This window comes from Nostoc sp. (assembly GCF_036919595.1).
Classification (GTDB): domain Bacteria; phylum Cyanobacteriota; class Cyanobacteriia; order Cyanobacteriales; family Nostocaceae; genus Nostoc.
Window position 1 is genome coordinate 1 of record NZ_JBALCO010000025.1, and the last position, 21,429, is coordinate 21,429.

18 protein-coding genes are annotated in these 21,429 nt (G+C 41.5%); 10 read left to right on the top strand and 8 right to left on the bottom strand.

Annotated features, from left to right (window positions below; all coding sequences use genetic code 11):
* The first annotated feature begins 63 nt into the window (after positions 1–63).
* Positions 64–888: an ABC transporter substrate-binding protein gene (locus tag V7K21_RS03290; protein WP_335171502.1), complete on the top strand. Its 825-nt coding sequence runs from the start codon at positions 64–66 to the stop codon at positions 886–888.
* Between the two features lie 197 nt (positions 889–1,085).
* Entirely contained in the window at positions 1,086–1,211 is a 126-nt protein-coding gene (locus V7K21_RS03295; RefSeq protein WP_335171504.1) for a hypothetical protein, read from the top strand.
* A 90-nt stretch (positions 1,212–1,301) separates the two neighbouring features.
* Here the strand turns inward: V7K21_RS03295 and V7K21_RS03300 are convergent, their stop codons facing one another.
* Together V7K21_RS03300 and V7K21_RS03305 are read right to left on the bottom strand one after the other, a co-directional pair.
* Complete coding sequence (locus tag V7K21_RS03300; protein ID WP_335171506.1) at positions 1,302–1,454, bottom strand: lmo0937 family membrane protein; 153 nt, start codon at positions 1,452–1,454, stop codon at positions 1,302–1,304.
* A 131-nt stretch (positions 1,455–1,585) separates the two neighbouring features.
* Positions 1,586–2,926 carry a hemolysin family protein gene (locus V7K21_RS03305; RefSeq protein ID WP_335171508.1) on the bottom strand — a complete coding sequence of 447 codons (1,341 nt, stop codon included), beginning with the start codon at positions 2,924–2,926 and terminating at the stop codon, positions 1,586–1,588.
* A gap of 851 nt (positions 2,927–3,777) precedes the next feature.
* Between V7K21_RS03305 and glgX the strand changes: the two genes are divergently transcribed.
* Complete coding sequence (glgX, locus tag V7K21_RS03310; protein WP_335171510.1) at positions 3,778–5,907, top strand: glycogen debranching protein GlgX; 2,130 nt, start codon at positions 3,778–3,780, stop codon at positions 5,905–5,907.
* Positions 5,908–6,067: 160 nt separating this feature from the next.
* Here the strand turns inward: glgX and V7K21_RS03315 are convergent, their stop codons facing one another.
* The 4 genes from V7K21_RS03315 to V7K21_RS03330 all read right to left on the bottom strand — a co-directional run bounded on the left by V7K21_RS03315 (position 6,068) and on the right by V7K21_RS03330 (position 9,946).
* On the bottom strand, positions 6,068–6,451 hold the full coding sequence (locus V7K21_RS03315; RefSeq protein ID WP_335171512.1) for a hypothetical protein: 384 nt from the start codon (positions 6,449–6,451) through the stop codon (positions 6,068–6,070).
* Entirely contained in the window at positions 6,448–8,037 is a 1,590-nt protein-coding gene (locus V7K21_RS03320; RefSeq protein ID WP_335171514.1) for a GMC family oxidoreductase, read from the bottom strand. Before V7K21_RS03320 ends, V7K21_RS03315 begins: the two co-directional genes overlap by 4 nt.
* 36 nt (positions 8,038–8,073) lie before the next feature.
* Complete coding sequence (locus V7K21_RS03325; protein WP_335171516.1) at positions 8,074–9,690, bottom strand: FAD-dependent oxidoreductase; 1,617 nt, start codon at positions 9,688–9,690, stop codon at positions 8,074–8,076.
* A gap of 103 nt (positions 9,691–9,793) precedes the next feature.
* A complete protein-coding gene (locus tag V7K21_RS03330; protein ID WP_335171518.1) occupies positions 9,794–9,946 on the bottom strand; it encodes an SDR family NAD(P)-dependent oxidoreductase in 153 nt (50 codons plus the stop codon).
* Between the two features lie 482 nt (positions 9,947–10,428).
* Here V7K21_RS03330 and V7K21_RS03335 point away from each other — a divergent pair, with 482 nt between their 5' ends.
* The 3 genes from V7K21_RS03335 to V7K21_RS03345 all read left to right on the top strand — a co-directional run bounded on the left by V7K21_RS03335 (position 10,429) and on the right by V7K21_RS03345 (position 14,273).
* Complete coding sequence (locus V7K21_RS03335) at positions 10,429–11,334, top strand: SMP-30/gluconolactonase/LRE family protein (RefSeq protein WP_335171520.1); 906 nt, start codon at positions 10,429–10,431, stop codon at positions 11,332–11,334.
* Positions 11,331–11,873 carry a DoxX family protein gene (locus tag V7K21_RS03340; RefSeq protein ID WP_335171522.1) on the top strand — a complete coding sequence of 181 codons (543 nt, stop codon included), beginning with the start codon at positions 11,331–11,333 and terminating at the stop codon, positions 11,871–11,873. Before V7K21_RS03335 ends, V7K21_RS03340 begins: the two co-directional genes overlap by 4 nt.
* Positions 11,874–11,987: 114 nt before the next feature.
* Positions 11,988–14,273: an FUSC family protein gene (locus V7K21_RS03345; protein WP_335171524.1), complete on the top strand. Its 2,286-nt coding sequence runs from the start codon at positions 11,988–11,990 to the stop codon at positions 14,271–14,273.
* A 69-nt stretch (positions 14,274–14,342) separates the two neighbouring features.
* On the opposite strand, the gene V7K21_RS03350 is transcribed toward V7K21_RS03345, so the two are convergent.
* Positions 14,343–14,558 (bottom strand): hypothetical protein, encoded by a 216-nt coding sequence (locus V7K21_RS03350; RefSeq protein ID WP_335171526.1) that lies wholly within the window; start codon positions 14,556–14,558, stop codon positions 14,343–14,345.
* A 32-nt stretch (positions 14,559–14,590) separates the two neighbouring features.
* Positions 14,591–15,184: an AAA-like domain-containing protein gene (locus V7K21_RS03355; protein ID WP_335171528.1), complete on the bottom strand. Its 594-nt coding sequence runs from the start codon at positions 15,182–15,184 to the stop codon at positions 14,591–14,593.
* 575 nt (positions 15,185–15,759) lie between these two features.
* Here V7K21_RS03355 and V7K21_RS03360 point away from each other — a divergent pair.
* The 4 genes from V7K21_RS03360 (at position 15,760) to V7K21_RS03375 (ending at position 21,163) form a co-directional block, all read left to right on the top strand.
* Positions 15,760–17,307, top strand: coding sequence for a PAS domain-containing sensor histidine kinase (locus V7K21_RS03360; RefSeq protein ID WP_335171530.1), 1,548 nt, complete (start codon positions 15,760–15,762; stop codon positions 17,305–17,307).
* Positions 17,308–17,833: 526 nt separating this feature from the next.
* Positions 17,834–18,433: a cytochrome b/b6 domain-containing protein gene (locus V7K21_RS03365; RefSeq protein WP_335171531.1), complete on the top strand. Its 600-nt coding sequence runs from the start codon at positions 17,834–17,836 to the stop codon at positions 18,431–18,433.
* 77 nt (positions 18,434–18,510) lie between these two features.
* Entirely contained in the window at positions 18,511–19,944 is a 1,434-nt protein-coding gene (locus V7K21_RS03370) for a bifunctional orotidine-5'-phosphate decarboxylase/orotate phosphoribosyltransferase (protein ID WP_335171533.1), read from the top strand.
* A gap of 118 nt (positions 19,945–20,062) precedes the next feature.
* Positions 20,063–21,163 carry an AI-2E family transporter gene (locus tag V7K21_RS03375; protein ID WP_335171535.1) on the top strand — a complete coding sequence of 367 codons (1,101 nt, stop codon included), beginning with the start codon at positions 20,063–20,065 and terminating at the stop codon, positions 21,161–21,163.
* Positions 21,164–21,429 lie beyond the last annotated feature (266 nt).

Here is a 21,429-nt window from a genome sequence, read left to right on the forward strand (position 1 = left end):
TTGGTATCCAGGTACTGTGGCGAGGTTGGTTAAAATTACACGATCTCTGTGAGGGTTGGCAGCTTGCAAAAGAGACTTAACGGGAAAAGTCAGGTACCGTATAAATACAAATGGGCAAGCTTCCAGGGGGCAGCACCTTTATTTGAGGCGCTGCGTGTGGGTGCAGTCGATACCGCGCCCGCCGGCGATCTTCCAGTTTTGACCGCAGCCGTGGGTCAGACACCGCTGAAGATCCTTGCAACCAGGATCAGCAAGGGCGAAGGACTTGGCATCATCGTTCAGGCTGATTCTCCCATCAAAAGCGTAGCTGACTTGAAGGGTAAGACTGTGGTAGTATCCTCGGCGCGGGGCAGTGTCTCGCAATACCAACTCTATGGTGCGCTCGAAGAGGCTGGTCTTAAACGTACTGACGTAACGGTTAAATTTGTGCTGCCGACCGATGCGGCTGCGGCTTTTTTATCCAAGAGGATCGAAGTGTGGGCAACCTTTGATCCCTACTTCTATGTGGCGCAGGAAAGTGGTGGGCGGGTGCTGCGCGACGGTAAGGGCATCAACAGTGGATTGTCGTTAATCACTGCAAGCGACGAGGCCCTGGCCGATCCGGGCAAGCGGGCAGCGATCGCTGATTTTTTAAAGCGGTTGAACAAAGCCAATGATTGGGCGATCGCGAATCCAGACGCCTATGCTCAGGTTTACGCCAAACTGTCGCGCTTGCCACTGAATACCTCCAAATCCATTACCCAGCGCGGAGCGCGAGAGCTACGCCCGGTCAGCGATGACGATATCCGTGCATTGCAAACCGTGGCTGATCGTTCCTACCAAGACGAAATCCTGCCTATACGAATTGAGGTGCGTTCCATCGCTAACCAAAATATTTGGACGAAATGATGCCATTTATTCAAAATTCGGCTATCCGGTTTAACTTGCCGTCTAGTGACGGTTGGGGGACAAGCACCTGTCTGTTGCAGACTTAAACAAAGGCGATAAAGTCTTTTTGCGCCAAGGCTAAACAGGCGGTCACGACACAATACAGTAAAAAATCAGATTAATTAACTCTGGTTGGGTGAAGCCACAAAGGTAAGCTCTTGATGTTTCAGGAGGGGTGCGATCGCTCTAATAGAGTACAACAGCTGAAAGCTTTAAGTCTTGTTAAGAGCGATCGCCATTCGAGACTGGATGAAGGGCAGTCGCTGATGCTCCATAACCAATAATCACCTTCTTAATAAAACTACTATTCAGCTATGTAGCTTCTCATGCAGCTAACTGAGTTAAAAGTCCTGAACGTGTGATCATTTATTCATCTACATAGCACGGCTTTTAGCAAAATTATACATAGCAAGGGCTATGGCTACAATTAACACTATATGAATTAAATTTCCAGCGATATGAAATGCGAGTCCTAATGCCCAAAAAGCAAATAGTACAACTACAATTCCCCAAAGTATACCCAACATATATTTGCTCTGAGTCAGGTGATTTTTTCTAACTCAGACATTTTAATGGTTACCTCAGTTAAATTCTATTTATCTTCAGACAGATATCCGAATTCAAATCATCTTCCTTTAGAAATGAAATAAATTAAAAGTTAGACAGCTTTTGAATGAGTGCTTACACGAGCAACCAGCACTTTATCAACTCGGTTCCCATCCATATCAATTACTTCAAAACGTAGTCCCACCCACTCAAAATATTCAGCCGTAGAGGGAATATGCCCAAGCTGGTTCACAATAAAACCCCCTAAAGTTTGATAGTTGATTCCTGCCTGTGGTGGCAACTTTTTGATGTCGAGAATTTCTTTCAACTCGTCAATGGGCAATAGTCCATCTAACAACCAAGATCCATCCTCGCGTTGTACAATCTCAGGGTCGGTTAGGTCTTCACTCGACGGGATATCACCCACAATCGCTTCTATAATGTCAGTGAGTGTAACCAAACCTTGTGTCACACCATACTCATCCACGATTAAGGCAATGTGAGTCCCAGATTTCTTAAATAAATCTAGGAGTTTCAAAGCATTCATGCTTTCTGGCACATATAAGATTGGTTTTAATAAGGCTTGCAATTCAATCGGTTGAGTTGGATTATGGGCTAAAAATTCTTTGGTTTGTACAACACCTAATAAATTATCAACGCTATCCTGTCCAACAGGAAAGAAATAATGCATACTTTTGATGACTTGATGGCGAACTATTTCAAGCGGCTGATCAATGTTAAGCCATTCTATCTCTGTACGTGGTGTCATAAACGCACTAACTCGTCGATCGCCAATACTAAACACTCGCTCCACTACATCTTGTTCGGCTGACCCTAATAAACCTGCTTCATGACTAGCTGCGACTAAAAGTTTCAATTCTTCAGTAGAATGAAATAATTGTTCGGCATTTCCTGGTTGCAAGCCAATAAGTTTGAGAACGAAATTTCCGATATTATTCAAACCCTCGACAGCTGGGCGAAATATAGCTAAGTATAGTTCTAACAGATTAATCACAGCGAAGGCAGTACCTTCTGTACGTTGAAGTGCCAGACTTTTAGGAGCTAATTCTCCCAAAACGATATGGAGACAGGTAATGATTATGAATGCTATAATCACTGATAGGGTATGGGCGCTCAACAAGGCCAAGGATTTTGGTAGCCAGTGGAAAGCAGGCTCAACGATTACAGCTAGTGCTGGTTCTCCAATCCAACCTAAGCCCAGAGAAGACATAGTAACGCCAAGTTGAGTTGCTGCTAGATAAGAGTCCAAGTTGTTGACTGCACGTTGTAAAGCCTTTGCCCGAGGATGTTCTTCAGCAACTAGCTGCTCGACACGACTACGACGTAAAACGACTAAGGCAAATTCTGCTGCCACAAAAAAGCCGTTAGCTAGCACCAAGAAAATTAGGGCTAGTAACTTGCTTGCTGTAAGCAAATTAAGTTGGCTGTTCATAATAATTTCAAGTTTTGTTGACAGACTATTAAATATATTTAACTCTAATTAATTAGATTGAGCGTGGCAAAGTAGATGTAATCAGTAAGTGCGATGCCTCTACTACTTGCCACCGTCAATCGCTACTCATGCTTTAGTTTTATAGTTATCACTCTTAGTGCGATACAACCCCCTAGCAACATTCGTTTCAATGTGCCTTTTTATCAGTATTAACAGATGTATTAAGCAAAAATACTGTGTAAGTCAATCCAAAAATTGACATGAAAGATGCACAAAATATGTTTAAAGTAAATCTACACGTTGACTGAAATAAATTACGTCATTTTGGTGGATGTAGGTGTCCGCTATTTTTGATAAAACTATTAGAATTGAAAATTTGGCAAATAAACTTGTTATACCAATTCTGTATGAAGATGCGCTAAACGAAATGAGGAACGAACCGCAAAGGACGCATAGACACGTTCGCGTTGGCGGAGCCTCTCGTAGAGAAGCGTCTCTAAGAGTTGTGGCTTCCCGCAGGGTAGGACACAAAGAAAGAAATAAGAAGCCAAGAAAATTTGGCGCAGCCTTACAAAGAAATGGTATTGGGTAAATTATGAGTAAAGTAGTAATAACAGCGTTATAAATATTGATATTGTCAATTAACAATACCAAAAATTATCTTCTAGCTGGAAATGAAAACCAATCCTTGTCATCTGCTGATAAGACTTTTTAATTATAAAAGCTCTATGGTAAGATTTCCCTAATTCAAATTTGTTAGCTTTCATGTTGAAATTAACTTACATAAATTACTATTCAACACATCTTCAAGTTTGTTAGTAACAGTAAAATTAGCTTTTGGTATTTCACTTATGTATGTATCTGTATGGCCTGGAAATGTATATCCCTTGGGTGCTAGTTGGGATGGCAAAGGCACGAACTTCGCTTTGTTTTCCGAAAATGCAACAGGTGTAGAACTTTGTTTGTTTGATGCTAATAATCAGGAAATTCGCTTACATTTAACAGAAAAAAATAATTTCGTTTGGCACGCTTATTTACCAGGAGTGGGGCCTGGACAACGTTATGGGTTTAGAGTTCATGGTCATTGGGCCCCAGAAGCTGGTCATCGCTTTAACCCTAATAAACTACTAATTGATCCCTATGCCAAGGCAATTGATGGGGAAATTAATGAGAGTTCAGCTATTTTTGGCTACTCTTTAGATGCACCAGAAGAAGACTTAGCTTTTTCCGATTTAGATAATGCTCAAGTTATACCAAAGTGTGTTGTTGTTGATCAGTCCTTTGATTGGGGAGACGACAAACCACTTGGTAGGCCATGGCACGAAACTATTATTTATGAAACTCACGTTAAAGGTTTTACTAAGCTACACCCAGATATTCCAGAAGAATTACGTGGTACTTATGCAGGGCTGGGACATCCAGCGGCAATTCAATATCTCCAACAACTAGGAATCACATCTGTGGAATTGATGCCTGTGCATCACTTTTTATCTTCTCCAGGATTTCTAGTAGATAAAGGACTGAAAAACTATTGGGGTTACGATTCCATTAATTATTTCACACCCCACTCCGGTTACAGTGCTAGTGGCTCACTCGGAGAACAAGTGGCCGAGTTTAAGCAGATGGTCAAGGACTTACACTTTGCTGGCATTGAAGTAATTTTAGATGTAGTTTATAACCACACTGGCGAAGGCAATCATTTAGGGCCAACATTGTCGCTGCGAGGCATCGATAATAGTGTGTACTACCGCTTGATCAAAGATAACTCTCGTTACCATATGGACTTCACAGGTTGCGGCAACTCTCTGAATGTACGTCATGCCCAAGTTCTGAAGTTAATCATGGATAGTCTGCGCTATTGGGTAACAGAAATGCATGTTGATGGCTTTCGCTTTGATTTAGCTTCGGCATTAGCGCGAGAACTATATGAAGTAGATAATCTCGCAGCTTTTTTTGATATTATTCATCAAGATCCAGTTTTGGCAGATGTGAAGCTGATTGCTGAACCTTGGGATTTAGGAGAAGGCGGTTATCAAGTTGGCAATTTTCCTTTACGTTGGTCTGAATGGAATGGCAGGTATCGTGATACTGTGCGGGATTTTTGGCGTGGTGAGGATGATAGCCTCGGACAATTTGCTTACTGTTTTACTGGTAGCCCTGATCTTTACCAAGCAAACGGGCGCAATCCCAGTGCCAGTATTAATTTCGTCACTGCTCATGATGGTTTCACGCTCAATGATTTGGTCAGCTACAACCAAAAGAATAATCAGGCCAATGGCGAAGATAACCGGGATGGGGAAAGCCATAACCGATCTTGGAATTGCGGTGTGGAAGGAGAAACCCTTGATCCAGACGTGATTCGCTTACGGGAACGTCAGCGGCGCAACTTTTTAGCAACTTTAATGCTATCTCAAGGCATACCCATGCTACTAGGAGGAGATGAAATTGGTTTTAGTCAGAAGGGTAACAACAATGTCTACTGCCAAGATAATGAACTTTCCTGGCGTGATTGGAGTTTACAAAAGTCTAATGCTGAACTATTAGACTTTACCCGCCAACTGATTAATTTTCGTCATCAGCATCCAGCATTTCGCCGACGTAAGTGGTTTCAAGGCCGTCCGATTCACGGTTTAGGTATTAGTGATATTGGTTGGTTTAATGCCGATGGTAGTGAAATGACCCAAAAGCAGTGGCTAGTTAGTTATGCCAAAGCTATGGAAATCTTCTTGAATGGCGAGGGCATTGTTACTCTTGGGGCCCGCGGTGAACGTATTATTGATGAGAGCTTTCTGCTATTTTTTAATGCTCACTACGAAATGATTGAGTTTACCTTACCCAATGTTTTCCAAGACAGGGAATGGGAAATAATTATTGACACCAACGAATCTCGCTTTCTTAACTCAGGAAAATTGATTATGGGTGAGCAAACTGTGCCAGTTACAGACCGCTCTCTCATGCTGTTACGTCGTCTTTCTCAGTAGCACAGAAAATCTTAGGAGTTATAGCGGTTCTTAGTTGGGGCAATATAGTAGGAATTTGATTTGATTGTGTAAAAAAATATAACTATATTATGTAGGGTGCGTTATGGAGATTAGTCCAAACGCACTAAAACTTTTGGACGGTGCTTTATACCATTTTGGCTTAAGTAGCTTGGATTTCTCCACCTTGGGATTTTGACAGCGCCTGTAGTTCTTCCCAAGTGTAGTGACGGGGTAGTTCAATTGGTTTATGATTGGCTCCTAATCGTAATCCAATTATCGGCTGGAGTTCTTCAATGAATTCCTCAGTGTACCCTACTAGCTGATTACCTGCAACGCCACCGGCGATCGCTCCTGCAACCCCACCGATCGCAGCACCGAGTTTACCCGCAATAGAGCGACCGAGTGCGGCTCCTGCAACGCCACCTCCCACAGCCCCTAAACTTGTAGCTATAGGATGAGAATCCGTTGCATCTGAGCCGATTTGTAGAGATTCAATCTGTGGTTGGTCTTGTTGTTTAGTTTGCTGTTCATCGTTTGTCATCATGTTCCTCCTTTTGATTTCAAGCGTTCAGCTATGCGGTCGCCAACCCGCAATGCATTCGCCATAATTGTTAATGTCGGGTTAGCACCTGAATTTGACGGAAAGAAACTACTATCTACCACATAGAGATTATCGACATCATGGGTACGGCAATTGATGTCAAGGACTGAGATTTTAGGATCTGTGCCAAATCGACAAGTACCGCATTGATGGGCAACTGCTTGTTCTGGTATAGTAGTGCGCGGATAAATACTAAATGGTAGGACGTGTTTAGCAGAGTTAGGAATTGACTTGATTACAGATGTCCAACGATGGATTAAGCGATCGCCTGCTTCGGTATTGTTGAGTGTATAGTCAATGTAAGTCTTGTCACCCACTACCCGAATCCGATTATTCGAGTCTGGTAAATCTTCTGTTTGCAACCACCAGCCCACTGATCTTTCAGCAAGCAAATGGCGTTCATACTCAGGAATCAGCTTAATAAACGGAGCCATGAGCGGCGGAGCCTCTGCGGGAATCATATCAGCTAGGACATTGCCCGTATTTTGCACCATTCCCATTGGATAAGGAAAATCTGGCTCTCCCCAATAAAAATCGTTGACGGCGATGGTTTTCTGAAAGTTGGCGCGATTTACATTTAGATGTATGGAAACGATCGCAGTTTCCAACTGTTTCATATAATTCCGCCCCACCTGATCAGAACTGTTTGCCAATCCATTAGGATGTTTGTCATTAGCAGAGCGTAAAAGCAAGAGAGCCGAGTTGATAGAGCCACAAGCAACAACTACAATATCACCTGCAAACCAATGTGACTCTCCGGCAATTTCAGTTTCTACACTCGTAACCTCTCGTCCCGACTCGCTGGTATGCAGTCGTAAGACTTTGGCATTAGTTAAAAGGGTGAAATTAGCATACATTTCGCGGCTGGGACGAATGGCATTAACATCAGCATCGGCTTTTGCATCTACCAGACAGGGGTATCCATCAAAAGTATCGCAGCGAATACAGCGACTTTTAGCGCGATCGCTTTCATTGAGTTTTAATCCCAGTGGTAGATGAAATGGATAATAGCCTAGTTCGCGGATGCCATCAGCCAATTCCTGCATATCCGGCTCATGACTCACTGGCTCATAGGGATATGGTTCGCTGCGAGGTGGTTCGGTTGGGTCTTCCCCTTGCTTGCCATGCACATCATACAGCTTTTCTGCTTGGGTGTAGTACGGCTCGAAGTTTGAGTACTTGAGTGGCCATTCTGGAGAAATTCCTCCCTTGTGAATTACCCTTTCAAAATCTCGCTCGCGTAATCTAATCAAGGCTGCACCGTAGAGTTTGGTATTACCGCCAACCCAGTAGCCTGTCTGCGGTTTAAAGGTTTTGCCTTCTTTGTTATACCATTCCTCATCTGCGTGGTAGCGATGTTTTTGATAAACCTCCCCTGGACTCCAGTTAGCTTTCTCTCTCGGTAAAAAGTCGCCTCGTTCCAGCACTAGAATTTTTTTACCTGTGGGTGCGAGGCGGTGAGCCAGTGTCCCTCCACCGGCTCCCGTACCGATAATGATGATGTCGTAGTGTTCAGTGATGTTTGTCATATATGCAGGAGATGCCAAATTACTCTTGTCTCAAACCTATTGCTTGTTATTAACTGGCTGTCTTTGAATCAAATCAACTGTACCACGCCGTAATTCCTCAACAGTTAACCTCTGGTTCAAGCGCATCAATTCTGCCATAGCTGCTGTTTCTGTATCTTTATGGCTGGTTGCAACTGCCAAGACTTGATTGTTTTTGACGTAGAAAGCAATAAATTCCTGTTTTTGCAAATCCCCATCTACAATTATCTCATCCCAACTTTGGGCGTGGCCAATGTAGCGCAAGGGAAACTCGAATTGCATCGTCCAAAACAAAGGAAGCCCTCTAAATTTAACTGCTTTCCCTGCCATGTTATGAGCTGCAATTCGCCCCTGCTGTGCTGCAACTCGCCAATGTTCAACCCGAAGCGATTCATTTGTGCGCCAATCGGGATAACGGGCAATATCGCCTGCGGCATAGATGCCATCAGCTGCACGCAAGTATTCATCAACAACTACACTGCCATCTTTGGGATGCAAATCGATCCCCTGAAGAAAGTCTGTTGCTGGCTGTACACCAATTCCGACAATTACTATATCTGCTTTGAGGCGATCGCCATTATCTAAAATTACAGCTTCTACCTTGTCACTACCTTCAAATTGAACCGCTTTCCTACCTAACTTAAAGGAAACACCGTTTTCCTCATGAACTTGCTGAAATATTTTACCAATTTCCTCGCCTAATATTTTCTTAAAAGGTACAGAATCCGGTGAAACAACAGTTACTTGTAAGCCGTGCTGACTCAGCCCAGCTGCTGTTTCCATGCCGATAAAACTGGAGCCAATGACTACCGCTTGTCCTTTTTGCTTGCTCAGTGTCAAAATACGGTCAGTATCATCAAAACTGCGTAATGTGAGAATATTTTGCAAGTCTGCACCGGGAATATCTAGCTGGAGTGGTTTTCCTCCTGTCGCTACCAGCAAGGCATCATAATTCAACGAATCACCAGACGTTCCTGCGTTGCTATCGCTAAAGGTGATCGCTTTTGCCGTTGTTTGCACCTGTTCAACTCGCTTATTCAACAGTACTTCAATGGCGTGTTCTTTGTAGAAATCTGGCGATCGCAGGGGCATTTCCTCTGAGGATGTTTCACCAATGAAGTAGTCTTTACTCAACTTGGTGCGATCATAGGGTAGCTTGTCATCCTGAGTGATCATGACGATTCGCCCTTGATATCCGGCTACTCGCAAAGTTTCTGCGGCATGGACACCCGCCGCCCCTGCGCCTAATATTACAAATGTGCGTTCATCAGCATCAGGGTTAAATTGCGCCATTGCGGGCGATCGCAATCCCGTTGTTTTCTCTGGCAGGCTGACAATGACGTTTTCACCTTCAATCCGTACCTGATAACAGGCTAAAGAATCCAAGCCAGGTGGTTCCAGTTGATCCCCACTCGTCACGTCAAAATAGGCATTGTGCCAGGGGCAAACAACATGATGTCCATTCAGCACACCCTCTGCCAGCGGCGCTTTATAATGAGAGCAGTGTGCGCCGACGGCATGATACTTTCCATCTAATCGGGTCAATAAAATTTCTGTTTCGCCGACAGACACCTGTCGCATCTCACCATCATTTAGATCATTTATATTGGCAACAACTGCTTCTATCTGTTTCATAATCAACTCTTAAACTAAGAATAAGAGTTATACCAATTCTTTCAAATCCGACAACAGATTAAAACCCGAAAAAGCAGATGCAATCTGAGTCTGAGCGCAAGACTTACACCCTTTCATTACGAATTCCGAATTGATATAACAACAAAGAACTTGCATAAATTGTAACCTTTGCACCCTGATCAGCAAGCAGTTTCGCTGTCGCTTTTCCAATACCGGAATCACCTCCAGTAATTACAGCTACTTTACCTTGATCCATAAGCTATTTCTTAATTGGGAACAATTTATGCCAAATTGAGAAATATTCATATATTTTTTGCTTGCACGTTTTCCTTTATATCACAAAGTCTGAATTTTTCAACTTATCAATAGTCTATATTTAAAATGATAAATTCAGCCTTTAGACATAGAAAAAATCTGAAGAAAAATTGTTTTAACTAAGATTTGTAACTGAGAATTGGGAAAATTTTTGGCTAGAGATGGATTGGCATAACCCAGAGCAACAAAGGTATTCTCAATCTAAAATTTTATATTCTACCCAATGGCTTAATTTTGATTTATGCCAAAGAGATGCTAAAATTTAATTTTAATTTGATTTTTGTTTAGAGATTATGTAAGTCAAGCATATTTGATATCTCTAAAAAGTGCGGATAAATCTTATAACCTATTAGTTTTTAAATTGATATTAACTTTAACCTGCTATTTATTGTCAGTAACTAAGTTAAATAACAGGAAATTCCGATGACTGAAGCCATTGAGATTTATGACGATCGCCTGCGTGCTATTATACCTCCAGATGCTTCACTCCAAAAACTTGCAACCGATGCAGTCCATAGCGAAGGCCCTCTTTACTTCCATGAAGACGACAGTGTTGTGTGGAGTGATGCTCACGGCAACCGTTTATTACGCTGGAGTGCTACTGAGAACGTAAGTGTCCTCCGAGATCCATCTGATTACCAAAGCGGTAATTACCGAGACTTGGAGGGTCGTCTAGTTGCGTGTTCCTCCGGTATACGTGCGATTATCCGACGCGAAGACGATGGTGAATGGAAGGTTTTAGTTGATCGTTACCAAGGCAAACGCCTCAACAGTCCAAATGATTTAGTGGTGAAAAGCGACGGCACAATTTGGTTTACCGATCCGCCTTATGGGATCACTGATCCAAACCAAGGTTACGGCGGCGAACAAGAACAACCTGGAAGTTATGTATATTGCTTTGACCCTGCTACTGGTGAAATTTCTCCTATAGTAACAGACATGGTGCGCCCTAATGGGCTGGCTTTCAGTCCAGACGAAAGCCTTTTGTATGTTTCAGATACAGCCGCGTTTAATATACCTGGGGGGCCTCATCATATTCGCGTGTATGAGGTGGTGGACGATTACCATGTGAAGAATGGCCGTGTATTCTGTGTTATCGATCCAGGACAACCTGATGGATTTCGGGTTGACGAACATGGCAATGTTTTTACTAGTTCCCAGGATAGCGTGCAGATATACGCCCCTGACGGGACTCAGTTAGGAAAAATTCTCTTACCGGAGACATCCACTAACCTAACTTTCGGTGGAAAGGAAGGCGATCGCTTGTTTGTCACAGCAGGTCATTCCTTATATGCTATCGACCTTAATACCCGTGGTGTACAGCAATGATTTATAAATTTGCCAGTGGTGTAGCGATCGCCTTTTTTCTCGCTGCATTTAATTTCCCGCAGTTAGGGCCATACCTATTAAGTTCACTTTATCATCTGTATCCAGACGGATTCCCCGGATTGGCACTCTTACTACTAAGAGTTAGCCTTGGCTGGTTATTCATCCTCCACGGCTATCCAAAGATAACGCATCTTCAACAGTGGGCTGAGTCTGTAAAAATGCCTATCTTTCTTTGCTTTTTATCAGCTGCATCCATGTTAGGTGGCGGAATTTTTCTGATTGTGGGATTCCTGACACTTTTAGCGACATTGCCCATTCTCGGCTCAATGATTTTTGCGATATATTTAGAAGTCTCTGGAAGTAAACCTTTTGTAGCCCAAGATCCATACTTAATTCCAGAAGACCAGTATAAAGGCCCTTTAGGAAAAGGCGAACCGCCAAGTTGGGAAAAAGCGTTTATGTACTGCGTCATGCTGATTGCAATCGCGGTTTTAGGCCCTGGAGCATATTCGCTAGATGCTCTCATTTTTGGCCGCTGAAAACTATCCCATTGAATTACCTCAAAAGGCATATTACAGTTCTCCTCCAACTACTTATATGTGGCTAAAATGCTGTAATAGGCGATCTGCTTTGTTATAATCGCCAGCCTAATAATGCAATCTACAGATAAACGTCCTCTCAGTTGGTTGTTTGAGCAGTTTCAACTCAAACCAGGTAAGCCCGCCATTTCCTCAGGATTGCGTAGCCTTTTTGTATTAGGTGTCCCCATTGGAGTGGGAATCATTACTGGTCATGCGGCTACAAGTGCGATCGCCACTATGGCGGCTTGGTTCGTTGGCATGGTAAATGTTGACGGAGCCTATCGCCAGAGAGCGACTGCGATGATTGCAGCTACGATTGGGGTAACTTTGATGTTCATCATCGCCAGTCTGGTTAGCAGTCATCTCTGGTTAGCTGTGCCGACAACATTCTTGGTGATATTTATAGCAGGTTTAGCAAGTCTCTATGGCAACGTAGCTGCATCTGTCAGCTTAGTTACTTCGATCATGTTTGTGATTTCGCTTGCTAGATTCGCTTCATATTCCAATTTGTCTACTCTTATCCAGCAATCTGCGCTATGTCTGGCTGGTGGAACATGGACAACCGCCCTCTCATTAGGACTGTGGGTAGTGCGTCCTGATGTACCTGCAATGCAAGTAGTTGCTAACTGTTATCTCTCGTTGAGCAAATTCGTAGATTTGGAAGGCCAGAGAACATTAAATCCAAAGGCTCGTCAGCAATGGGCACAGCAATTTTTGCAAGCTCAGGATACTATTATCCAGGATTTGACAGCTGCCCGTAGCGTCTGGACAACTATATGGACTAGGCAAAAAGGAACTAACCTGCGGGGAAATTACTTACTGGTGTTAATCGAGGATGTAAATCAAATTGTCAATTCTGTTGTAGCACTGAGCGAACTATTAGCGATCGCTTGCGAACATCAACTATTTTCTCGATTACAGAAAGAAATTCAGCAAGTGATCGAACAGTTGGCAATTGCTCTGCAAATGTTGTCACAAGCGATCGCCAAAGGAAAAAACTCACCTCACTTGGGGGATCTGGATCGGAGTCTTGAAGCATTGGAACACCACCGACAAGTTTTGCGTTCTCAAGTCCTGAATAAAACGATAAATGTTCAGCCAGATAGCTATTCCGATCTAGTCAACCTTGAGAAGATTACAGCCAGTCTTAGAAAGCTGGCACAGCAAATTCATACTGATGCGGATATTGTTACAGATTTAATCCAGGGAAAACAGCCTAGCATTGCCCAGCGAGACATTTCCCCCCCAGCCCAACCAAAGCGGACTGCAATTATTGATACACTGCGAAATAACTTCACTTTTGATTCAATCCTTTTTCGTCATGCGTTGCGCCTAGCACTGATCACAACTTTTGCTGAATTGATTGCGTCGTTGTTGCAACTACCTAGAGGTTACTGGATAACACTCACAGCTCTTGTTGCACTCAAGCCCAACTTTGGTGGAACGTCCCAGACAACAGTACAAAGCGTCATCGGTACTATTTTGGGGGGAATTATTGGTATTATTTTGGTTTTACTAGTTAAGAATCAATTGGCGATCGCAGTTTGTTTCTTGCTATTGGTGTTTGTGGCGATGTCGGTGCGATCGTTAAGCTACAGCATATTCACTATACTGCTGACTCCCGCCATCATCTTGCTACTCAACATTATTAGTGCAGGTGGCTGGAGGGTTGGAGCATTGCGGATTTTCGATAGCTTGGCTGGGGGTGGTTTAGCACTGCTTGGCAGCTATTTGCTTTTCCCCCGTTGGGAACGACAGCAACTTCCTGCACAACTGGAAAAGACAATTAGAGCCAATCTTGCCTACTATCAGCAAGTAATGGCTAACTATATGCATCCAGAACAGAATGCATCTACTGATTCTATCAATATGCTACGCCATCAAGCAGCACTAGAGAACGCCAACGCTAACGCCGCCGCTCAACGATTGTTCAGCGAACCTCGTCACATTCAAGGAGAAATTGAACCTGTAATGACGCTGATAGCATACATTCGGGGCTTTTTCAGTTCGGTGACAACTTTAGCAGAACATCTGCGGGAATTTAGCGGCGAGTACCAATTTATTGAACTGAAGCGGCTTACTGATACCATTGTCCAAGTTTTGGAAAACTTAGCAGATGCCCTTCGGCAAGGACAGCCACCCCAATCGTTACCAGTGCTGGATAACTATCTCGAAGCAATTCACAACCAAATTGAACAGCTACATACTGCTCGGTTATTAGAGATTGCCACAAATTCCCACAGTTTAACTCCCACATTACAAGCCGTTCGAGAACAAACTCCTCTTTCTACAGAACTGGATCGAATTGTTAATGAAATTAAAGTTATGCACTGTGTAATTGCTCGTCTGCAAGAATAATTTTCTTGACTAGGGTTTTGCAAAGGCTCAACCCAACCTCCGAATATTTTTAACTGGATTTGGATAAATTTACAAAACGCACAAAACGGATAAGTACAAGACGCGATGAATCGCGTCTCTACAAGTTTTGCATCCCCTGCATTCCCTGTCCTCTTCACCACATCGCGCTTTTTCGCGTTGCACCATCCCATTTGACTTACTCAAAATGAGCTTTCGCTTACTCATTTTGGTGTTTTCCGCAAGCAAAATTTGGAAATAGATAGAGCAACTAACTTTGCTACCCATATCTTCATCCCAATAATCATTCAGTTTTGGTTCTAGCTATAACTCCCGACAGACATCAACACAGAACCAGCGCAAAATTTATCTAAATTGGCAAATACTGCTTTATCTACTTGCTGAAAGTTCAAGGTTACGGTGCGAAAACCTTGACTGTTAACGCGTGCAAGCAACCGCAAAATTAGAAAGGTTTTCCCCATCTTTTTAGATGCTTTAATGCAAATGACGCTTCCAGGTTCAGATATTTCTGCGTAGGCGAGTTCCTCAATTGGTGGACGAGGGATGTAGAATCGGCAATTAAGGGATACTGGACCACTAGGAAATTCTAAGGATATAGCCGTAGCTGCTTTGTTGAATTCCTTAACTAACTGCTGACGGGCTTTGCTAAGATGGTGATTTTCTAGAGTCTGGCGGAAGTTGGATTGATTTATAGGTTCTTTGCAAAAATCACTCAGTACTTGCCATAAATGAGCAGCAACTTTCCTGACACGTTCCTTGCCGTAGTGAGTTTCACTGGCTATATTGGTATAGGTTTTTCCTTCCCAGGAAGAACGCAATAAGATATCTTCGAGCGTTGTTAAACCCGTTGCTTGACTGGCTTTTAGCAGCAGTACTGCTTCATCTATAGTCATTACTCATCGGCTCTAGAGCATGACATTTTCTCACAGCATTATTCTTTGAAACTCAATGTATCCTAATTTGTGTGAGCATTAGCTATTTTTTATACCAATTATTTGTAAAACTGCACAAAATCAGGCTTGGTGACACAGGGGGCTTGAGCAAATTGTTCTATGCAACCTCACAGGTAATCGGTATTACCAAAAAAGCTACAAACAAGGCTTGACAATTTTTCTGTATCCGCAAATATTTGACGTGACTTAATCATAGATTTTTTTTACAAAGTTTTTCGAGTTTTTAAGTGATTATATGTGATTTGAACTACTTTTTTTAGACATATCTTAGAATGTAGATGCACACGATGTAGCTATTTTTTCTAAAAAATGGCCACGGCGATCGCAACAGCGGTTACATTCGTCTGTTTACCTTTTTCTAAATTCCATCCAAATTGATGATATGCGCTGATACATCTCTGACCAAAGTTACAGCCTAATCAACCAAGTAGAAGATTTGTCCATAACTGGATCGTCAGGGTGCTAAGACAGCGTAGAGAGAGCTACAGGATATCTTCCTCATCGTACCAGCAGCTATGCATATCGAAGAACCCACTACCCATGAACCGGAAGCTCCACTTTCAGTAGAAGATTCCCACAGTTTCTCAGAATCACAGCCACTGCAAAAAGGACAAAAAGACTTATCTCAAGAAAATTTAGATCCTTGTCAATGCTCACAAACCGCCTTAAAAATGGCATTAATAGCCAATGGCTTAGGATTGTGGGATTGGAATCTGATCACCAATAAAACCTATTATGATCCCCGGTGGAAGCGCATTCTGGGGTATGAAGTAGAGGAAATTGATCACGACCATAAATCCTTTGAGCAACTTGTACATCCACAGGATTTACCAAGAATTCATCAGGTATTGCACGATTATCTCGAAGGATGCACACCCGTATTTGAAGTCGAATTCAGAATGTTGACTAAATCCGGCGAGTGGAAGTGGATTCTGGCTTGTGGGAAAGTATTTCAGTGGGATGAATTCGGTAAACCAATGCGGATGGCGGGGACGCACAAGGATATTAGTCAGGATAAGGCGATCGCTACTCAACAATATCAACTATTTGAACAACTCCAAAAAGAAATTATCCAACGCCAGTCTATCGAAGACCAAGTTAGGGAAAAATCACAGCAGCTAGAAACTACTCTCGAAGAACTCAAATATACCCAAAAGCAGTTATTGCAGAACCAGAAAATGGCTAACCTCGGTCAACTGGTAGCGGATATGGCTAACGAAATTAACAACCCCGTTAGCTTCATCTATGGCAATCTCCATCCTGCGAGTCAATATGCTGAAGACTTAATCAGAGTCATTGAACTTTACCAACATTACTATCCCACACCGACCCCAGTCATCGCCTTACATTTGCAACGCCTCAACCTTGGTTTTGTGAAGACAGACTTTTTGAAATTGCTATGGTCAATGCGAGCCGGATCTGAGCGTGTCAAAGAAATTGTATTCGCTTTGCGGAATTTTTCGACCTCTGACGAAGGTCAAATGAAAAAGGTTGACCTACATGAAGGACTTGATAGTGTTCTGAGAATTTTGCAACATCGTCTGAAAGAACAGCCTGATAGACCAAGGATTGAAGTCATTAAAAAATTTGGGGAATTGCCCTTAATCGAGTGTTACCCTGGTGATCTAAATCAGGTATTCATGAACATCTTGACTAACGCCATTGATGCCTTAGAAGAAAGGATAAAACATGATTATTCCTTTACTCCTACTCTTTTTATTCATACAGAAATTATTAGCAATCATTTATCATTAGTAAATAGTAATGAACTTTGGGTAGACAAACGATTAGGAAAAAAACACAAAGTTATCATTCGCATTTCTGATAATGGTAAAGGCATACTTCCCCATATCCAAAGACAGATATTTGAACCATTTTTCACAACCAAACCAATCGGTAAAGGGAAGGGACTGGGACTATCAATTAGTCAGGAAATTATAGTTGAAAAACATCAAGGTAAACTTAAGTGTAATTCTCAATTAGGTCAAGGAACAGAGTTAATCATTGAGATGAATACCACAGCAAGACACTACGCCGTGATTAGAAAACACGCCAGCTTTTAACTAATTAACCTTGGACACGAGGTATTAATTTTTGCAAGCCGATGCCTTAACAAGGCGGCTGTCGTATTCACAACGCAAGTCAATGCATTAACAATACCTGAGTTCGATAAATTTGGTCTTGTCTTTTTCATACTTAAATTACAGCACAAGCCATCAGTATACTTTTTGCCATAATCACCGCATAGGCATCGCACTAATTATCAGTGTATACTGCTGCAATGGTTGATCCAATGAAAAACGCTTCAGCCATTGGTGAGCGTAGATAATGACTAAGTTTCCTTCATATCACTCTAATTGGTTGATCACCGTTAAGGATACACTGGATAAAATATCTTTTTTTCAGACATCCTCTTAGAAAAACCCTAACCATATCTAAAACTGACATTTAAAACAGAAGATGGTAGACCATCAATGTCAGAATGCTGAATCATAAGATGGGAAAATAAAAGTGAGTAATGCCCACCCTCAAACCAGCTGGGCCATTCACCCAAGACAGATAAACACCAAATTTTATCAGTCAAAATCTATGACTTCGACTATTTCTTCTCAAACTCGAAAGCCACCCACTCAAGCAATAGGAGCCAAAATTTTCCACTCCTGTAACATTATTAGTCTGTTTATCATGCTCACTAGTGGACTACAAATTTACAACGCCAACCCGGTTTTTGGTGGACGTGCAGGTTTGCACATTCCTCCGATATTTACTTTAGGAGGTTGGCTTGCAGGAGGTAGACACTGGCATTTTGCAGCAATGTGGTTATTCTCCCTGAATCTCCTATGGTATGGAATTTACGTTTTAATTACCCAACGCTGGCGACATCGGTTTGGAAGTGCCAATGACTTCAAAGCATTGCAAAAAAGTAAAAATTCCCAGCGCCTAATTTATGCTTGGCATCGTATTGTCTATACAGCAATTATTCCTATCTTGCTGCTGGCGTTATTTACAGGAATAGGAATGTATAAACCTGCTCAATTTCCCTGGATTTTGGATTTATTTGGCAGTTGGCAAGCATTGCGAATTGTCCACTTTAGCTCAGTACCGATGGTTATTTTATTTGGAGTGATTCACTCTTTATTAGGACGTAAGGCTGGAGGCACTCAACTAACAGAATCGATGTTTTTGTAAAAAAACTATGGTAAGTGAGATGCAAAGATGCAAAGACTAATAAATAATAACTAATAACTCTTTTTTAAACAAAAAATATGAACTTTTTTGATAAATTGAACCATAATATATTGCAAAATCAAAGCTTACTGTTTGTAGGACTTGATCCAAATCCAGAAATGATGCCTGTGCATTATAAATCTGACGAACTCCTCGCTAGTTTGGATAAGTGGTTACAATTCATTATTGCTGAAACTTCTGATTTCGTTTGTGCCTATAAACCGACACTTGGCTTTTACGAAGCATTAGGTATTCCTGGTTTAGAACTGTTGCACAAAACTTTAGCAGCTATTCCTGCTCACATCCCAGTTATTTTAGATGCCAAACACAGTGACTTAAATACTAGTACCATCTTTGCCCAAACTGTGTTTGCAGAATGGCAGGTAGATGCAATTACTCTTAGTCCTTATACAGGACAAGATCACGTAGCACCTTTTTTGGTATATCCTGATAAAGCTGTGTTTATTTTATGCTGCACTTCTAATCCAAGCGCAGAAGCTATACAGCAATATCCTACAAACGAATCACCCCTTTATTTACAGGTGGTAAAAGAATCAAAAACCTGGGGAACTCCAGAACAATTGGGTTTTGAAGTGGGAACTACAAAACCTGAGGTTTTAGCACTTATTCGAGCGATCGCGCCGGAACGAATTATTATGGCGCGTAGCATCTGGGCGGAGGGACTAAATCTGAAGCAAATTTTAGAAGCGGGCTTGAATACTAACGGTGATGGTTTACTAATTCCTGTTCCTCAAGATATGTTGGGAAAACCAAAATTATCTCAAGAAATCCAGTCTTTACGCGCAGAAATTAATCAAATAAAAACTGAAATCATTTATGAAAATTCTACTTGTTCTGTGTGGTTCTCTGATGTTTGTTTGCTAAATCAGCATCCCCAACAGGATTTGATTTTACAACTTTATGATATTGACTGCATTATGTTTGGCAGCTTTGTCCAAGCATCAGGAGCTATATTTCCTTATTACATTGACTTACGCAAAATTATTTCCAATCCCCAAGTTTTTAATCAAGTTATCACTGCCTATGAAGATATTTTGAAAAACTTGAATTTTGATAGGTTAGCAGGTATTCCTTATGGTTCTTTACCTACTGCTACTGGTTTATCTTTACGTCTTAATTGTCCGATGATTTTCCCTCGTAAAGAGGTAAAGGCCCACGGAACTCGGAGAGTAATTGAGGGTAACTTTCATCCTGGCGAAACAGTTGTGGTGGTTGATGATATTCTCATTAGCGGCAAAAGTGTCATGGAAGGAGCAGAAAAGTTAGAATCAGCAGGATTAAATGTTAATGATATTGTGGTATTTATCGACCATGAACAAGGGGTGAAAGATAGGTTACAGCAAAATGGTTATCGTGGTCATGCGGTTTTAACTATTTCTGAAATTACTAATACTCTGTATCAAGCAGGACGGATAAATGAGGAGCAATTTTTAGCTTTTGCTGAAATTTAGTCCTCAAATAACCGAAAATTGGGAATGGGGAAATATTTTCTCATCTACTTCCCCTTTAGCATACTTAATTTTCAGCTTCAATCTAGTAACTAAAATAATTTTAATTTTTAAATTGATGATGAATTTTTCACTCAATCAACTAGTTAAATGGTTAATTTTGACACTGCTATTTCCTCTAGTCTTTCTCAATGGTTGGCTAGCATTTTTGCTTGTTAAAAGTTTTCAACCTGTTGTCACAATTATTGTCTTATCTACTTTGCTTGCATTCGTTTTAAACTATCCTGTTTCGGTTCTCCAACAGCGAGGAGTTAAACGCGGCTATGCAGTAGCATTAGTTTTTATATTAGCATTGTTAATTGTCGTTGCTCTGGGTATCACTTTGGTTCCCATTGTTTTAGATCAATTTAATGAGATGGTTAAAGTCCTTCCCCAATGGATTGATTCTAGCGAAGAAAAACTTCAGATTGTAAATGATTGGTTTTCTAGGCACAAATTAAATGTGAATTTAAGTCAGTTACTAACACAAATAACCAATAAATTGCCCAATGAATTAGAGTTTTTCTCAGATAAACTTTTAAGCATTATTATAGATACTATTGATAGTGTTTCTGAATCATTAATCACAGTAGTCGTGACTTTTTACCTGTTGTTAGATGGTCCAAGAATTTGGCAGGTAATATTTAAGAAGTTACCTGGAAATTTTGCCCAGGAGATAAGCCAGTCTATTCAGCAAAACTTCCAAAATTACTTGATTGGTCAGGGAACTTTGGCTTTGCTAATGGGAGTTTCTATAACATTATTGTTTTTAAGTTTTCAAGTCCAGTTTGGTTTACTCTTTGGTTTGGTAGTTGGGGTTTTGAGCTTAATTCCCTTTGGTGATGTCCTCAGTCTTGTTGTAATAACTTTAATAATAGCCACACACGACTTTTGGCTAGCAGTGAAGATTGCTGCGGTAGCTGTTGTCATTGATCAGTTAATTGATCAGGCGATCGCACCACGCCTTTTAGGTAAATTTACTGGCATTAGACCAATATGGGTGTTAATTGCTTTGCTTGTAGGAACCAATGTTGGTGGAGTTCTAGGTTTGCTAATCGCGGTACCTGTAGCTGGTCTTATCAAAGATGTAGCAGATGGTTTTTCTAAATCTGGTGATTCTGAGGATGTAGTTAAGAGTGAATTAGCATCAGAATTGTTGGCAGAGGAATCAATATCGCAATAAGTTTGTGCAGGGATGGGATCTGACACTTCAGAAACAGTTCTTAAATTTAAAGATTTTTAGCTCAAAATTTACCCCTTGAGCTAAAATTTATCCTAATAATACTAATTTATTTTACAATTGGAAATAAACATGGAAATTATTAAAAATGCTGATTTACCATCTCCTATAAGTTTTTTTGTAACTGCCTAGCTAGTAGTAATAGAGGAAAGGAAAACAGAGACATTACCTTCTAAAGCATCAGTAATAACTTCGAGGAGATTAAGACC

What these genes read in the sequence shown, in the direction of transcription:
- V7K21_RS03320 (WP_335171514.1), bottom strand. Translation starts at nt 8,037, where the DNA reads ATGACAAACATCACTGAACACTACGACATCATCATTATCGGTACGGGA.
- V7K21_RS03345 (WP_335171524.1), top strand. Translation starts at nt 11,988, where the DNA reads ATGCAATCTACAGATAAACGTCCTCTCAGTTGGTTGTTTGAGCAGTTT.
- glgX (WP_335171510.1), top strand. Translation starts at nt 3,778, where the DNA reads ATGTATGTATCTGTATGGCCTGGAAATGTATATCCCTTGGGTGCTAGT.
- V7K21_RS03300 (WP_335171506.1), bottom strand. Translation starts at nt 1,454, where the DNA reads ATGTTGGGTATACTTTGGGGAATTGTAGTTGTACTATTTGCTTTTTGG.
- V7K21_RS03325 (WP_335171516.1), bottom strand. Translation starts at nt 9,690, where the DNA reads ATGAAACAGATAGAAGCAGTTGTTGCCAATATAAATGATCTAAATGAT.
- V7K21_RS03305 (WP_335171508.1), bottom strand. Translation starts at nt 2,926, where the DNA reads ATGAACAGCCAACTTAATTTGCTTACAGCAAGCAAGTTACTAGCCCTA.
- V7K21_RS03355 (WP_335171528.1), bottom strand. Translation starts at nt 15,184, where the DNA reads ATGACTATAGATGAAGCAGTACTGCTGCTAAAAGCCAGTCAAGCAACG.
- V7K21_RS03350 (WP_335171526.1), bottom strand. Translation starts at nt 14,558, where the DNA reads ATGGGTAGCAAAGTTAGTTGCTCTATCTATTTCCAAATTTTGCTTGCG.
- V7K21_RS03360 (WP_335171530.1), top strand. Translation starts at nt 15,760, where the DNA reads ATGCATATCGAAGAACCCACTACCCATGAACCGGAAGCTCCACTTTCA.
- V7K21_RS03330 (WP_335171518.1), bottom strand. Translation starts at nt 9,946, where the DNA reads ATGGATCAAGGTAAAGTAGCTGTAATTACTGGAGGTGATTCCGGTATT.
- V7K21_RS03375 (WP_335171535.1), top strand. Translation starts at nt 20,063, where the DNA reads ATGAATTTTTCACTCAATCAACTAGTTAAATGGTTAATTTTGACACTG.
- V7K21_RS03340 (WP_335171522.1), top strand. Translation starts at nt 11,331, where the DNA reads ATGATTTATAAATTTGCCAGTGGTGTAGCGATCGCCTTTTTTCTCGCT.
- V7K21_RS03335 (WP_335171520.1), top strand. Translation starts at nt 10,429, where the DNA reads ATGACTGAAGCCATTGAGATTTATGACGATCGCCTGCGTGCTATTATA.
- V7K21_RS03315 (WP_335171512.1), bottom strand. Translation starts at nt 6,451, where the DNA reads ATGATGACAAACGATGAACAGCAAACTAAACAACAAGACCAACCACAG.
- V7K21_RS03365 (WP_335171531.1), top strand. Translation starts at nt 17,834, where the DNA reads ATGACTTCGACTATTTCTTCTCAAACTCGAAAGCCACCCACTCAAGCA.
- V7K21_RS03370 (WP_335171533.1), top strand. Translation starts at nt 18,511, where the DNA reads ATGAACTTTTTTGATAAATTGAACCATAATATATTGCAAAATCAAAGC.